General features: G+C 48.8%; 15 protein-coding genes and 2 pseudogenes. 11 read left to right on the top strand and 6 right to left on the bottom strand.

What is annotated here, in order from left to right:
• Positions 1-164: 164 nt before the first annotated feature.
• Complete coding sequence (locus tag H7F11_RS15220; protein WP_065972794.1) at positions 165-467, bottom strand: addiction module antidote protein; 303 nt, start codon at positions 465-467, stop codon at positions 165-167.
• Positions 460-765 (bottom strand): type II toxin-antitoxin system RelE/ParE family toxin, encoded by a 306-nt coding sequence (locus H7F11_RS15215; protein ID WP_065957885.1) that lies wholly within the window; start codon positions 763-765, stop codon positions 460-462. The genes H7F11_RS15220 and H7F11_RS15215 overlap by 8 nt, the downstream gene beginning before the upstream one ends.
• A 298-nt stretch (positions 766-1,063) precedes the next feature.
• On the opposite strand from H7F11_RS15215, the gene H7F11_RS15210 reads away from it, so the two are divergent.
• Positions 1,064-1,585 (top strand): hypothetical protein, encoded by a 522-nt coding sequence (locus H7F11_RS15210; RefSeq protein WP_193651642.1) that lies wholly within the window; start codon positions 1,064-1,066, stop codon positions 1,583-1,585.
• Here the strand turns inward: H7F11_RS15210 and istB are convergent.
• Together istB and istA are read right to left on the bottom strand one after the other, a co-directional pair.
• Positions 1,582-2,316 carry an IS21-like element helper ATPase IstB gene (gene istB, locus H7F11_RS15205; protein ID WP_193651643.1) on the bottom strand — a complete coding sequence of 245 codons (735 nt, stop codon included), beginning with the start codon at positions 2,314-2,316 and terminating at the stop codon, positions 1,582-1,584. The genes H7F11_RS15210 and istB overlap by 4 nt on opposite strands.
• Positions 2,306-3,814: an IS21 family transposase gene (gene istA / locus H7F11_RS15200; protein ID WP_193651644.1), complete on the bottom strand. Its 1,509-nt coding sequence runs from the start codon at positions 3,812-3,814 to the stop codon at positions 2,306-2,308. Before istA ends, istB begins: the two co-directional genes overlap by 11 nt.
• Positions 3,815-4,275: 461 nt before the next feature.
• Between istA and H7F11_RS15195 the strand changes: the two genes are divergently transcribed.
• The 5 genes from H7F11_RS15195 to H7F11_RS15175 all read left to right on the top strand — a co-directional run bounded on the left by H7F11_RS15195 (position 4,276) and on the right by H7F11_RS15175 (position 9,178).
• The gene (locus H7F11_RS15195) at positions 4,276-5,724 is read left to right on the top strand and encodes a purine-cytosine permease family protein (protein WP_075324131.1); all 1,449 of its coding nucleotides are present in this window, start codon (positions 4,276-4,278) and stop codon (positions 5,722-5,724) included.
• Positions 5,725-6,000: 276 nt separating this feature from the next.
• Complete coding sequence (locus H7F11_RS15190) at positions 6,001-6,933, top strand: flavin reductase family protein (protein WP_075324130.1); 933 nt, start codon at positions 6,001-6,003, stop codon at positions 6,931-6,933.
• A gap of 143 nt (positions 6,934-7,076) precedes the next feature.
• On the top strand, positions 7,077-7,841 hold the full coding sequence (locus H7F11_RS15185; RefSeq protein WP_075324129.1) for an SDR family NAD(P)-dependent oxidoreductase: 765 nt from the start codon (positions 7,077-7,079) through the stop codon (positions 7,839-7,841).
• 154 nt (positions 7,842-7,995) lie between these two features.
• Positions 7,996-8,604 carry an NAD(P)H-dependent oxidoreductase gene (locus H7F11_RS15180; RefSeq protein WP_075324128.1) on the top strand — a complete coding sequence of 203 codons (609 nt, stop codon included), beginning with the start codon at positions 7,996-7,998 and terminating at the stop codon, positions 8,602-8,604.
• A 328-nt stretch (positions 8,605-8,932) separates the two neighbouring features.
• Positions 8,933-9,178 (top strand): IS110 family transposase, encoded by a 246-nt coding sequence (locus H7F11_RS15175; protein WP_077218538.1) that lies wholly within the window; start codon positions 8,933-8,935, stop codon positions 9,176-9,178.
• Positions 9,179-9,195: 17 nt separating this feature from the next.
• On the opposite strand, the pseudogene H7F11_RS15170 reads toward H7F11_RS15175, so the two are convergent.
• Positions 9,196-9,407, bottom strand: a pseudogene (locus H7F11_RS15170) (transposase domain-containing protein); the annotation flags it as partial.
• A 209-nt stretch (positions 9,408-9,616) separates the two neighbouring features.
• Here H7F11_RS15170 and H7F11_RS15165 point away from each other — a divergent pair.
• The 5 genes and pseudogenes from H7F11_RS15165 to H7F11_RS15145 form a co-directional block, all read left to right on the top strand.
• On the top strand, positions 9,617-10,876 hold the full coding sequence (locus H7F11_RS15165; protein WP_075324126.1) for a flavin-containing monooxygenase: 1,260 nt from the start codon (positions 9,617-9,619) through the stop codon (positions 10,874-10,876).
• 92 nt (positions 10,877-10,968) lie between these two features.
• On the top strand, positions 10,969-11,400 hold the full coding sequence (locus H7F11_RS15160) for a RidA family protein (RefSeq protein ID WP_075324125.1): 432 nt from the start codon (positions 10,969-10,971) through the stop codon (positions 11,398-11,400).
• Positions 11,401-11,411: 11 nt separating this feature from the next.
• The gene (locus H7F11_RS15155) at positions 11,412-12,089 is read left to right on the top strand and encodes a DUF1028 domain-containing protein (RefSeq protein WP_075324124.1); all 678 of its coding nucleotides are present in this window, start codon (positions 11,412-11,414) and stop codon (positions 12,087-12,089) included.
• On the top strand, positions 12,067-13,254 hold the full coding sequence (argE, locus tag H7F11_RS15150) for an acetylornithine deacetylase (RefSeq protein ID WP_319803398.1): 1,188 nt from the start codon (positions 12,067-12,069) through the stop codon (positions 13,252-13,254). Before H7F11_RS15155 ends, argE begins: the two co-directional genes overlap by 23 nt.
• Positions 13,255-13,511: 257 nt before the next feature.
• Positions 13,512-13,643: pseudogene (locus H7F11_RS15145) on the top strand (transposase); the annotation flags it as partial.
• Between the two features lie 40 nt (positions 13,644-13,683).
• Here H7F11_RS15145 and H7F11_RS15140 read toward each other — a convergent pair.
• Positions 13,684-14,260 (bottom strand): transposase (locus H7F11_RS15140; protein ID WP_193658226.1); only part of this gene is annotated, 577 nt, incomplete at its 5' end.

Genomic DNA, 14,260 nt, shown 5'->3' with positions numbered 1-14,260 from the left:
CTAAATGGGATAGGTAAAAATGAGATAGAATGCACCATTCTGTCTTGTGGCCCCAAAACCCTGAACGGCAGGTCGTCCGGTTTTACTGGGTTCTTCTGCCACCCAGGGGGGCTGATTATGGGACATTACATTGAGTCTGCTTATACGGGTGAGGATGTTCTTCATTAGGCCGCTACGTGTTCACTGCGGGGCTTCGCTGTCAGATCAATCCCCAGGGCTTTCATGACGGCCAGCGTCGTTTTCAGCGTCGGATTGCCGGCTTCACTGAATGAACGGTAGAGCTGTTCGCGTGAAAGACCGGTATCGCGGGCAATCTGGGTCATGCCCTTAGCCCGCGCGACAATACCAAGCGCGTGGGCAATATAGCCAGCATCCCCGGTTTCAAAGGCGTCGGCCATGAACACCGCGATTTCTTCGTCGTCGATGAGTGCGGCTGCTGGATCATAAGTTGTCAATTTCTCAGTCATTGGGTGTACTCCATTCTTCCGCCAGCTTCTTTGCTGTGGCGATGTCGCGGGCCTGCGTTTTTTTGTCGCCACCACAGAGCAACACAATCAGGATGTCGCCACGCTGCTGGAAGTAGACGCGGTAACCAGGACCGTAGTGGATACGCAGTTCGCTGACGCCTTCGCCTACGGGTTCTACATCCCCTGGCAACCCGTGGGCCAGTCGCGCCAATCGTGTGGCGATGATGGTCCTGGCGCGCTTGTCCCGGAGGCGAGATTCCCACTTCGCGAAGGCCTCGGTCTGTTTTAGCTCGATCACTGGCGTAGTGTAGTCAAAGAACTACGATCGTTCAACCCTTGCCTGCTGTTTTTGAATTGTGCAATCCAGAAACAGCAGGCGCGATCGCACCCATATCCTAAGTCCGTCAAACGACCGTTAGCCGGCCAGGCCGGACAATGTCCGTGAGCGTGCTTGTTTAACAATGAAGGGGCCCCGAGATGGCCGCAGACAATCAAAATTCTGTAAAATAGAAAACAAATATATTGACTACAGTAAAAATGCGGGGACGAGAGACGACACTCGCATATGTACCCATGTCGGAGGCAACTGAACTCAATTGAAACAATCCCTGCGTATCGCCCTTGCTACTGCACTCCCGGCGGTAGTTCTTGCGTGTATCGCGTGCGTGAGCAATCAGGCTCTGGCCAATACCACGCCTGCGCAAACCCCCGCTCCGTCTGCTGCGACTTCAGGAGAGGCCGTCGTGGACGGGCGGTTAGTCGTGGCTGGAACCAATCAATTATTTATACCGCGAGGATTCACCTCGGTTTCCTTGGCCTATCCCACGCAGTACGCTGCCACTTTATGTAGTAGCCATTTTCGTGCCTCTCTCGCAGCAGCTAATCTTCAGGAAGCGCAGGCCGCCATGACGGCAACAGCAATGCCTGGTTTCGGTTATAACGCGTCCTTGCAAGCAATGGTAAAGGACTGGCACGCCAATACGGTACGCTTCAACCTCAGTCAGGGAGCACTGCAGTACGAATATACCCATGGGCTTTCTGCCTACACTGACATGGTGCGCTGTCAAACAGCGTTTAAAAATGACCAGGTAACAGCGTATATTTTTGACCAGTTTTAGAGGGGGTGGCTGCGACGTTTTTTGAACCGGTAAGAATCGTTTCCGGTCTCCAGAATATCGCAGTGGTGGGTCAGTCGATCGAGAAGCGCCGTGGTCATTTTGGCGTCTCCGAAGATCTTCACCCATTCTCCGAAGGAGAGGTTGGTGGTGATAATCAGCGCGGTCTGTTCGTAGAGTTTGCTGATCAGATGGAAGAGCAAGGCGCCTCCCGACTCCGAGAAGGGCAAGTAGCCCAATTCGTCGAGGATGACGAGGTCCAGGCTCTGCAGGGTTCTGACGAGGCGGCCGCCCTGGCCACGGGTTTTCTCATGTTCCAGAGAGTTGACGAGATCGACTACGTTATACCAGCGTACCCGCTTGCTCTGGTCGATAGCGGCATGACCTAACGCCAGGGCCAGATGGGTTTTCCCGGTCCTTGTGCCACCCACAAGAATGAGATTATGGGCAGACTCCAGGTACTCCCCTTGGGCCAGCGTGCGCAGGTGTTCTTCGGCCAAGGGGCTTTCCGTGAAGTCAAACTCATCCAGACTGCGCTGCAGGGGGAACCGGGCTATACGTCTTTGGTAACGCAGACTGCGGTAATGGCGGTCCTGTTTTTCGGCATCAATCAGGCTGGACAACCAGGAAACCGGCTCTGTGACCGGCCCGGGTTGCGCGACCCATTCCTGGTAGGCGGTCGCCATGCCATACAGATGCAGATCCTTCAGAGAGAGGGTCAGTTCAGTGGACATAAGGCTTCCCCCGCAAGGTATCGTAGCGACTGCAATCCGCCGTTGGCTCTTCTTTCAGATGCAGGGCTTCCGGAGTCTGCTGCGGGGGTGGTGGCAGCGGGTGCGCCAGACGGTGTACCAGATTGAGGATTACCGTGACTGTAACGGTTTTCTGCTCCAGGGCCATGGCGCAGGCAGTCTCCAGTATGTCCATGCCATGGTCTCTGGCCGCCAGTAAGACTTCCACAAAGGCCTTATCTCCACCGGCTTTAGCCTGGAGATGCTCCTGCACCAGGGTGATGGCACGCGGTAGCTTCTGGAAGGGCAAGCCATTACGTAAAGCCCCCGGCTTACGCTCCAGAACCTGCAGGTAGTGCTGCGGGTCCGTGATGGTCTTGTCCCGCCCCATGCGCCGTGCATGGGTGGCAATCACCGCACTTTCCATCAATACCACGATACGATCCACATAGCGCCGTGCCCGCACCCACTCTCCTGCCCATTCTGCGGGTACGCTGTAGTGATTACGGTCCACCGATATCAGGCAGGTCGATTTGACCCGCACCCGGTCCTCCACATAGCCATCGAAGGTGGCTTGAAAGGGGCGCAGCAGCGCTTTCTCTTCCTGGAAGACCGCCCAGATCGTCCGTGTCTTCTGCTCGGGGTGTGCATGATTCTGTGCCCGCTCCTGACAGCGTTCCCAGAGCCAGGCGTTCAGCTGATCCAATGTTTCAAAGCGCGGAAGCGGGGTAAAAAACCATTCGCGGATATTGCCGACCTGATTCTCGACCTGTCCCTTCTCCCATCCGGCAGCGACCGTGCAGGCGGTGGGCCGAATCAGATAATGGTTCATGAGGGCCAGGAAGCGTCGATTGAAATCCCGTTCCTGACCTTTGCGGGAACGATTATAAACCACGTCCACAATGGTCTTGGGGTTATCGTAAATACCCCGCTCAGGGACCCCTTCAAAGGCCAGAAAAGCTTCCTGATGGGCGGCGAAGACCATCTCCTGGGTTTCTCTGGGATAGGCCCGGACAAAGGACATCCGGCTGTAAGTCAGGCGAAAGTGGGCGACCTTGATCGCCATGGCCACCCCATCCAGAATCACCGTCTCGCTGCTCCAGTCAAACTGATACGCTTCACCGGGACGGAAACTCAGGGGAATAAAGGCTTGGTGCAGACCAGGGCGAACGTTCGCCTTCCACGCCTTTACCCAGCGCTGAATGCTGTCATAGGCCCCCTGGTATCCTGCCTTCTGCAAACCCTCGAACAGTCTGCGTGCGGTCCGCTTCTGCTTGCGCGGTAAGTGCGCATCCGTCTCCAGCCATTGCTGCAGGATCGCCTCAAAAGCTCCCAATTGCGGCCGTGGTCGGGATTTCCGCTGGGGGTACTTCGGTTCATCTCCGACATGGTCCAGATACTTGCGCACCGTAGCACGCGATAAATTCATTTTTCGAGAAATATGGCTGACCGTCTCTTTGTCCAGATGATACAGACGGCGCACTTTGGCTATGGTTTCCATGCAAATCACTCCAGTTTCCTCCCGGCAAATCCGGCAGGATATCAGGTGGTCAATTTACACGCTGTTTAACGAGCCGTTGGAGTATTCACAATTCGGAGCGCAAGCCAGAGTTAATACCACTCAGGGGCGGATACCAATATGGCGTCAACAACCATCATTTATTAGGTCAATGATACACATTGGTGCATTAAAGTAGTTTTTGCACCACGTTAGTGCAAAAAAGACGCTCAGTTCAAAATAAGGGGAGACAGAATATTGACATTATCATTCTGTTTTTATTGTTAGTCTAGCAAGCACAAAATGTAGGCACGTTTTTTGCTTATATTATAGAGGTTGAAACTAGCTTTTGTCGGTCCGGCTTATCTATCCTAGTCCGTAAAGCACAAAAGCAGCGGTGTGTTTAGCGGTTTGATAACATCTTAGTTTATGTATATCACATTGATATAATGGGGGTAATATTTATGGTTCAGTCAGTTGATGAGCTTCGTGATAATATGAAGCACGAAAAACACACAATTTTTCCGATAGCGCTGAACCTTAGGCATGGTAAAGCCTTTGATCTATTCACATTATGGTTTGGTGGCAATATGCAACTATTAACTATAACTATTGGAATTATCGCCACGGCTAAAAGTGGCTTTGGACTATCATTATCTTGGGCGATGGTAGCATTGCTAATCGGAAATCTTGTTGGGGCAATCTTTATGGCCCTACATTCTGCACAAGGTTCGTATCTTGGAATTAGCCAGATGCAGCAATCTAGAGCCCAGTTCGGAAGCTACGGAGCATTACCTATTTTAATATTAGTCGTGATAATGTATATCGGATATTTCGCTTCATTAGTGGACGTTGGAGAGCAGGCCATAGCGTCAATCATGCCGAATATGGGAAAGTATGGAGGTGATTTCGTAATAGTCGGTATCAGTATGCTAGCCTTTGTTGCCGCATATATTGGATATGACATGATTCATAGATATGCAAAGTTTATTACCGTTTTTGGTGGCGTATCCTTACTAGTACTTTTATTGTCAGGAATTGGTGACAGTAACTTTGCTTCAATTCATGTTGTAAATGGGTCCTATTCTATGGTAGGTTTTTTTGGTGTGCTCGGTATGGCAGCAATATGGCAAATATCATATGCACCTTATGTTTCTGACTATTCAAGGTACTTGCCTAAGGACACTGGTCCAAAGGCGGCTTTTTGGTCTAGTTATTTAGGAGCAACATTGGGGGCGTTGATTGCGATGGCGGTTGGTTCATTGATAGGAATTACAAGCCTATCAAGTGTATCCGGTGGATTTGGTGCGTTTAGCGTGCTATTTGGTGTTACAGGAATAATATTTATTGTAATATGGTCTGTGTCTGGTGTGGAGGCGGCAGCTATGCAACTATACTGTAGCTCACTGACATCAATAAGCATTTTGCAAACGTTCTTTCAGGGGTTGAAGACATCACGTATCTATAGATTTATAGTAATCTTTACTCTCCTGATTGTTAGCACAGCATTGGCATTGTTCGCCAGCGCAAAGTTTATGGGATATTTTATGAATTTTATTTATTTTTTGCTATATGTTCTAGTCCCGTGGTCTATAATAAACTTAGTTGACTATTACCTAATCCATGACGGACAGTATGAATTGGATAGCTTTTATATGAAAGGCGGGGAATTTGGATATGTCAATAAGAAGGCGGCTATTGCATATACACTAGGTTTTATTCTTGAAATCCCATTTATGTCCAACGCATTTTATACAGGACCGATCGCCAAAATGATTGGGGGTGCTGATATCTCATGGCTTGTTGCGTCTCCTTTTATAGCTGCTTTTTATTATGTTATTTCTAAATCAGATGGTGTTAGCACACATCGCAGGCTCTCTTCTATTTTTAAACCTCGATCTACGATCAACTAACTAAGTAGAGTGAGCTATAAAGATAGTAGTGGACGGGAAGCTGACAAAGTATTTGGCCAGCTTCTCATATAGAGCACAACATATATCATTTATTATTTTTTGGCGATTAATTGTAGAAAACTACCGTATGGTATATCAAACCAAAAAAGAATCTTTCTGATGATTTTTCATAAATTATATGTTTTTTGTCTTTACGACAAATATTGTTTATCTGGCTGCGTCTGAATATAAAAAACTTGATATCTTACAATTGTTAAATAAGTTAGGTATAATCCTATGGATACAACAACAGTTACAGTTAAGAAAATATATCGAATCACTCATTCGTTTGTTATTTTTGTTCTAGCTCCAATAAAAGGTGGTCATCTTATCGATCCAGAACCTGGCTCCATTATTGGTGTTAGAATGTGGGACGGAATAATTGTGCCATATTCAGTGTTTTCACTGCCAGATTATGATGATTGCTATTGTATAGGAGTAAGAATCAACCATGAAGGTGAGTTTTCAAAGTATTTTATTACTATTAATGATGGCGATAAATTACATATAACAAAACCAATTAAATCTTTTTACATTAGAAATAATTATGGTTATATTCTTATAGCTGGTGGCGTTGGTGTTACTCCATTTATATCTATGGCAAAACGGCTAGAAAAAGAAAATAAGAGCTATCATATTTATTTTAGCGGTGCAAATAAAGGTGAGGACAAAATTTTCGATATATGCAAGATACCAAGATATCGCGTTACATCAAGATACAGCGATAGTGATCATCAAAGACTAAATATAAAATCCATCTTGAACTCAGGTCGGGATGGGTATGGATTTTATTGTTGTGGTCCAGAATCGATGATTAATGATTTTGAAGAGAATGCTAAATACCATAACATAAAAGATTATTACGTTGAGAGTTTTAACAATAATAGTTTTACAGATGACAAACAGTTCAATGTCCACCTCAAAAAAAGCAATGCTACTATCACAGTCAATTCAGATGAATCAATTGCGCAAGCGTTAAGAAGGTCTGGATTTAATGTGTTTAAAAGTGTTTGTGGTGTGGGTGTTTGTGGTTCATGCGAGACAAAAGTAATCGACGGAATTCCTGATCATCGAGACTGCGTTTTAACGGCTAAAGAAAGGTCTTCTGGTGATGTCATGATGATTTGTTGCTCTCGAAGTAAGACTGATTTAATTACTCTTGATTTATAAGTTTGTGAGATATTCCATACCATGAAATAACTACTATTTTTTATAATACATAAAATTCCTGATTATTATTTTAATTACAAATAACAATCTGGAAAAATATAATTTCCAAATTTACTGTTGTCTTATCTAACGAGGATCAAATCATGCAGATTACTTACGATTTTACAGGGAAGGTGGCACTAGTCACAGGAGGTTCTAGTGGACTAGGAAAGCATATAGCTATTGGCTTCGCTAATGCGGGTGCAAATGTGATAATTGTTGGTCGTGATTCAGAAAAGTTAACAATGGCAAAAAGCGAAATAGAAACCCTCACTTCTTCAAATAAAATATCGATATTTCAAGCTGATGTATCAAACGAAAAAGATGTTAAAAACTTAATGGATACAATTCACAATAAGTATTGTCGAATTGACATTCTTATTAATTCTGCTGGTGTTTATCGATTATCTCCTGCAGAGGACATGTCACTATCCGAATGGAATTATATCATCGCTATCAATTTAACTGGTTCGTTTTTATGCTGCAAAACGGCAGCTAAATATATGATCCAGGATGGTGGTGGTAAAATAGTAAACATATCTTCTATATCAGCTTATTGTGGTTTCCAAGGAGAAGTGGCTTATTCCCCATCCAAGGCTGGTGTATCAGCCCTTACCAAAGTATTAGCGGTTGAGTGGATTAAAAAAGGAATAAATGTCAACTGTATAGGTCCATGTGATTTTGATACTCCGATGATGGATGAAGTAAGGGGCACAGAAGCACATAATGAGTTTCTCAAAACTTTCCCAATTGGTCGAATGGGCCAACCTGATGAGATCGTTGGTGCTGCTTTATTTTTGTCTTCAGAAGCATCCAACATGATAGTTGGTCACACACTAATGGTCGATGGTGGATATTGTAGTGTGTGAGACAAGCGTAACCTTATTAGGAGAGTGAACCATGCTTATATTGTTGTCACAATTTGGCGCAGTTGCTAAACATACTACTGGTGGTGAGTGCCCCTAATGGCCTGATAAGCATACAACTTACGTTAGCTGCTGCTCATAATTTCTCGGAGTCATCATGAAAATCTTGATTATTAATGCCAGCCAGCCGGTTGAAGGCATGTCAGAAGGCAAACTCAACACGTTCCTGGCCGAAGTTATCGCGGCACATTTGGGAGCCTTAGGTCACGATATCACAACCACGCACATTGTCGATGGCTACGATGTCGAGCAGGAAGTAGAAAAGCACCTGTGGGCGGAGGCCATCATTACCCAGTCGCCCGTTTACTGGTTCGGAAATCCATGGCAGTACAAGAAATACGTTGATGAGGTCTTCAATGCTGGGCTGCTCAATCCGCGCATGGTGGCGAATGACGGCCGGACGCGCAGTGATCCAAGCAAGCAGTACGGCACGGGTGGATTGATGCATGGACGTAGGTACATGCTTTCGCTTACTTGGGACGCACCGGAAGCGGCATTCAACGATGTCGATCAATACTTGTTCGGCGGTCGGTCGGTTGATGACGTATTCATCTTCAACACCGCGAACTACAAGTTCTGCGGGGTAGAGATTCTTCCTTCGTTCTCGTGCCATGACGTTCTGAAAAACCGCGTCTCTGAACAAGACGTCGCCCGCCTTAAAAATCACCTTGATACCTATGTGCTAGAGCCGTCAGGCAGTGGCTAGGAGCCTTATGTCTTGGAGCCAGTCAGTATGTACTGGTACCCTTCGGCTGATCCCCGGAGCGAGGCAAGATAGATTGTTAGTAGCCTAAGGAAATAAAAATCCCCGCAGCAAGCTGCGGGGTATTCCCTCAGCCGCTTTGATAGATTTCGCTGCAAGCAGCGGGGAATCAGACCCGAAGAGATTGATCCTGTTCTACAGATTAATCCCTTGCCTCAACTTTGACACCCAGTTCGGACGGTATCCGAGGCATGCATGGCGCATGAGCCTGCACAGATAAGGATGAATCGGCATGGTCCGTAGATCGCCATGATGCTAGTCAAGGAGGTTTATGATGATGAATCCCGTTTCCTGTGTTGGTATTGACGTAGCGAAAGCCCAATTCGATGTTGCCCTGCTGAAACCCAATGGTAAATATCGCAGCAAGGTTTTTTGCAATAATTCTGGTGGGTTCCGGCAATTCCGGAATTGGTTGGAGAAGCAGGAGGCCCTCAAGGCTCACCTCTGCATGGAAACCACTGGCGCCTATGGCCGAAGCCTGGCGCGCTTTCTGGCGATCCACGTAACCGGTAACTGAGCGGCGTATCTTGCGGGCTACTTCAGGATATTATAGAGGTCCGAGCGCAGAGGGTTGCCGGCGAAGTGCTGTTTCCAGAGCCTGGGGCCCAGTTCGGCGACGCGGGAACTGGGGTGCTGGCGGACCCACTGCAGGACATCAACCAAATAGTCGTAGGGATTAATGTCATGGAGGCGGCAGGTGATCAGCAGGCCTTACACAATGCCACCTGTTTGGCCCCCAGTTCCGTAGCTCAAGATACCTGACGAATAGGTAACGTGATGGCTGCAGTTGTAATGAACGGAACCCTTTGAATAAGAAAAATAGATTCAGATTATAGAAATAAAGCATTTTTCTTATTTTTTTCTTGCCAATATGATCAATATCTAACTAAAGGGTGTCTATTAACAGATACAGTTTGTAAATCCAACGTTGTTTGATAAGGAGAAAGATTGAACCATGGCAACTAAAATGACTCTGATTGATACCCTTGTAGTCGGTGCTGGGCAGGCCGGCGTGGCGGTAAGTGAGCACCTGACTCGGCTTAAAGTGCCTCATTTGGTCTTGGAGCGTGATCGCATTGCCGAGCAATGGCGAACCGGACGATGGGATTCCTTGGTCGCCAATGGCCCCGCGTGGCATGACCGTTTTCCAGGCCTTGAGTTCGAAGATGTCGATCCCGATGCGTTCCCATCTAAAGAGCGGGTAGCTGATTATATCGAGGACTATGCAAAAAGATTCGCTGGGCCTATCCGTACCGGGGTAGAGGTACTAAGAGTTGAACGAAATATCGGAAATACAGGGTTCACAGTAAATACGTCGGAGGGACAATTCAAAGCCGAGCATGTGATCGTTGCGACCGGCGCATTTCAGCGGCCCGTGATTCCGAATTTCGTGCCTGCGGATACAGGGATAACGCAGATGCATGCGTCCGCATACCGCAACCCGCAGCAGATTCCCAAGGGAGCAGTCCTTGTGGTGGGTGCCGGTTCGTCCGGTACACAAATCGCGGACGAATTGCGGCGTGCAGGGCGCCAAGTATACCTTTCGGTCGGAGCGCACGATCGTCCGCCACGAACCTACCGAACTCGTGATTACGTTTGGTGGATGGGTGTACTGGGCGATTGGGACAGGCAGGCTCCGCAGCCCGGATCAGAGCATGTGACGATAGCTGTAAGCGGAGCGTATGGTGGCAGGACTATAGATTTCAGGCGCCTGGCTAGTGAAGGGATGACGCTGGTTGGCCGTGCCAAAACATTCATCAACGGGAACATAGTGTTCGAGGATGATCTGGCAGTTAATTTGGCTCGCGGTGACGCCAGTTACTTCGCACTTTTGGACGCCGCCGATGCGTACATTTCCCGCAATGGGCTGGATTTTCCGGAAGATCCCGAAGCCAGGTTAATCCTCCCTGATCCACCGTGTGTGACAGACCCAATCATAGAACTCGACCTTAAAGCGGCTGGCATTTGCACAATCATTTGGGCTACCGGATATACTGTCGCATACGACTGGCTCAAGGTCGACGCGTTTGACGACAAGGGCAGGCCAATTCATCAGCATGGCGTCTCATGTGAACGAGGCATCTATTTTGTTGGGCTGCCCTGGCTCTCACGTCGTGGCTCGAGCTTCATCTGGGGCGTATGGCATGACGCCTGGCATGTAGCGGATCACATTGCTACCCAGCGCAAATATCTCTCGTACCGTGATGCCGGATAGCGCAGTGGACAGAGCTATCTTTACCACAATTGCGCGCTGGCTCGCCGAGTCAAAAAACGCAACCGCCCTAAATTAAAGACCGGAGGAATTTGATGCCCACCCATACCCGCATTCGCATGTTCAATACTAAAGACACATATCCGAACCAATCTCTGGACAACGATCTGTGTCAGGCTGTTCGCGTCGGTAATACTGTTTATTTGCGTGGCCAAGTGGGTACAGATTTCGAAGGCAATCTGGTTGGACTGGGCGACCCGCGTGCTCAAGCCGAACAGGCGATGAAAAATGTCCAACAGCTGCTTAAAGAAGCGGGTAGTGATCTTTCGCACATCGTCAAGACCACTACATATCTGACAGATCCCCGATATCGCGAGTCGGTCTATCAAGAAGTCGGGAAATGGTTGCGCGGCGTGTTTCCGATTTCCACTGGGCTCGTTGTGGTGGCCTTGGGGCAGCCGGAGTGGTTAATGGAAATCGACGTGATTGCGGTGATCCCTGACAATTGGTCGAACGGACTACCCTGAGGGAACGAGACATGACCTTCTCAATAGTGGGACGCTGCGCAAAGACGGGACAGTTGGGCCTTGCAATCAGCTCTTCCAGTATCTCGGTGGGTGCCCGTTGTTCCTGGGTTCGCGCTGGTGTAGGTGCCGTGGCCACACAAAATGTGACGCTGCCTGCACTTGGTCAACAGATACTCGACTATCTTGAGCAGGATCAGGCGGAACCGGAGACGGCTCTGAAGCGAGCTCTCGATGCCGACGATTACCACCAATACCGACAGGTAGCAGTGATCGACGGCTCGGGGCGGACAGCGTTCTTCAGTGGTACGCAAACACTTGGCATTCATAACGTGGTTGCAGGTGAACAAAGTGTCGCCATAGGCAATTTGCTTGCAGACCCTGGGGTGATTGAGGCTATGACCATTGCGTTTGAAGAGGTTCAGGGGCATTTGGCCGATCGTCTGCTTGCAGCCATGTATGCCGGCGCGAGCAAAGGCGGTGAATTTGGCCCTATACACTCTGCTGCTATCAAGATAGTGGACAAAGTTGTTTGGCCTATCGTCGACCTGAGAGTCGACTGGGTGGATGCCTATCCGCTTGAGGAACTCAGCAAACTCTGGGATGCCTATAAGCCTCAGATGCAGGACTATCTGACTCGGGCATTGAATCCCACTGCAGCTCCTAGTTATGGTGTTCCAGGCGATGAGTAGAGGGCTGACTACTCAGGAATTACTAAAATTGTTGGTTGGTTTTGCGACAGTGAGCCGAGACTCTAACCTGGAGTTGATCGACTTCATCCGACGATATATGTCTACTCTGGGTGTGGAAAGCGAACTCTTCTATAACACAGATCGGACCAAGGCCGCGTTGTTCGCAACTATCGGGCCTAGTGATCGGGGTGGAATCGTCCTTTCTGGACACACCGACGTGGTCCCGGTCGATGGGCAGGTATGGACGGTGGACCCGTTTCGACTAACCGAGAATGACGGGCGCTTGTACGGGCGCGGAACTGCGGACATGAAAGGCTTTATCGCTTCGGTGCTGGCTGCCGTGCCCGGTTTCCTTGCACAGCCATTGCAAATCCCCGTGCATCTGGCTTTTTCCTATGACGAGGAGATCGGATGCCTCGGTGTTCGGCCAATGTTGGCCGAACTTGCAAAACGCCCTAATAAGCCGCGCATGTGCCTGATCGGTGAGCCAACCGAACTAAAGCCGGTGCTGGGGCACAAAGGTAAACTGTCAGTGCGATGTTGTGTGCACGGTTCGGCCTGTCATACGGCTTATGCGCCATACGGTGTCAATGCGATTAGTTATGCGGCACGACTGATCATTAAGCTCGAAGAAATCGGGGAGAGACTGGCCGACCCCAGGTTACACGACGATCGCTTTGATCCGCCGTTTTCGACGGTGCAAGTTGGCCTCATTAACGGTGGCGTTGCGCTCAATATAGTTCCAGCTCATTGCGAGTTCGATTTTGAAGTTCGCGCGTTACCAAAATTTGATGCTCACGAAGTGCTGAGCGAGTTGCATTCATATGCACAATACATTTTATTGCCAAGGATGCGCGCCATTGAGGACAGTACTGAAATTCAAATGCAACCGCTCAGTACCTATCCAGGGCTTTCGACGCCCTCCGACAACGAAGCAGCAAGACTCCTGTCGTTGCTATGCGAGACCACTGATTATGAGACGGTTCCATTCGGAACAGAGGGCGGGCTATTCGACGAGTCCGGCATCCCCTCGGTCGTATGCGGGCCGGGAAGCATGGATCAAGGACATAAGCCAGATGAATTTATCACTAAGGAACAACTAACCCGTTGTGATTTTATGTTGTCACGACTGACGAGATATTTACAGATGCCAGATAAAGATTGACATAGAGATGGGCGCTGCATCCACCTAGTGTAGGGCAGCACAAAACCTGCTTTCCTGACGCAATTAGTCCTCAAATCCAGTCAGCCGTTCGAACCTGAAAAAGCTCTTGCATAGGCGTCATCAAGCTGGTACATGACACTGGGGGATACCGGAAAACCATACAGTTCGGGCCCTTCAACCCCCCCGGTGTCAGGGTAGTTGTCGCCTCTCTGAAATGGAGTCAGATGCAGGTTGGGGGCGGAAAGTGGATTATCGAGATGAAGAGTTATTCAGCAGAACGTAAGGCCGCTGTATTGCAGAAGATGTTACCGCCCACCAGTTTATCTGTGCCAGAAGTGGCCAAACAGGAAGGGATTTCTGATGTGACGCTGTACCATTGGCGTAAGGAGCTATAGTCAAATCTGGTGTATGAGCATTTTCTGACATAGATCAGGCGGCGGTCTGTTGATCATCCAGCAGGGTGAGGTTAGCCGGTATGCCATCGATAAATTTCACCCCTGCAAAAAGCTGCGGGACTTTCTCTGGAGCATAAATCCCAATCCAGCGTTTTTCAGCCTGCTGCAGCATCTTGAAACCCAATCCCAGAAAGCTGCTGCGTGATACACAGTTCTTCGTCCGGGTAGTCCGGTGGCGTACCGTAGCGAAGGTGGACTCAATGGCATTGGTGGTCCGGATATGCCGCCAGTGTTCGGCCGGAAAATCATAGAAAGCGAGCAATTCAGCCCGATCTTTTTCCAGTTTAGCCACGGCCTTGGGATACTTTGCCTGGTAATTGCGCACAAACACGTCCAGTGCTTTTTCCGCAGCCTGGCGATTGGCGGCCATCCAGATTTCCTGCAACGCTGCCTTGGCTTTGCTCTGTTGGGCTTTGGGAAGTTCGTTGAGAATGTTGGCGGTCTTATGCACCCAGCAGCGTTGCTGACCAGTTTCGGGATAGGCTTCATCCAGTGCGGCCCAAAACCCCATGGCACCATCCCTGTCTCTTATACACATCTCCGAGCCCACG

Source organism: Acidithiobacillus sp. HP-2, from assembly GCF_015100155.1.
Taxonomy (GTDB): domain Bacteria; phylum Pseudomonadota; class Gammaproteobacteria; order Acidithiobacillales; family Acidithiobacillaceae; genus Acidithiobacillus.
This window is presented reverse-complemented; position numbering and strand designations above follow the sequence as displayed.

Bases quoted from the DNA above. Each gene is read 5' to 3' on its own strand.
- H7F11_RS15175 (WP_077218538.1), top strand. From the start codon at position 8,933: ATGATGATGAATCCCGTTTCCTGTGTTGGTATTGACGTAGCGAAAGCC.
- H7F11_RS15190 (WP_075324130.1), top strand. From the start codon at position 6,001: ATGGATACAACAACAGTTACAGTTAAGAAAATATATCGAATCACTCAT.
- istA (WP_193651644.1), bottom strand. From the start codon at position 3,814: ATGGAAACCATAGCCAAAGTGCGCCGTCTGTATCATCTGGACAAAGAG.
- H7F11_RS15165 (WP_075324126.1), top strand. From the start codon at position 9,617: ATGGCAACTAAAATGACTCTGATTGATACCCTTGTAGTCGGTGCTGGG.
- argE (WP_319803398.1), top strand. From the start codon at position 12,067: ATGGTGTTCCAGGCGATGAGTAGAGGGCTGACTACTCAGGAATTACTA.
- H7F11_RS15160 (WP_075324125.1), top strand. From the start codon at position 10,969: ATGCCCACCCATACCCGCATTCGCATGTTCAATACTAAAGACACATAT.
- istB (WP_193651643.1), bottom strand. From the start codon at position 2,316: ATGTCCACTGAACTGACCCTCTCTCTGAAGGATCTGCATCTGTATGGC.
- H7F11_RS15220 (WP_065972794.1), bottom strand. From the start codon at position 467: ATGACTGAGAAATTGACAACTTATGATCCAGCAGCCGCACTCATCGAC.
- H7F11_RS15185 (WP_075324129.1), top strand. From the start codon at position 7,077: ATGCAGATTACTTACGATTTTACAGGGAAGGTGGCACTAGTCACAGGA.
- H7F11_RS15180 (WP_075324128.1), top strand. From the start codon at position 7,996: ATGAAAATCTTGATTATTAATGCCAGCCAGCCGGTTGAAGGCATGTCA.
- H7F11_RS15155 (WP_075324124.1), top strand. From the start codon at position 11,412: ATGACCTTCTCAATAGTGGGACGCTGCGCAAAGACGGGACAGTTGGGC.
- H7F11_RS15195 (WP_075324131.1), top strand. From the start codon at position 4,276: ATGGTTCAGTCAGTTGATGAGCTTCGTGATAATATGAAGCACGAAAAA.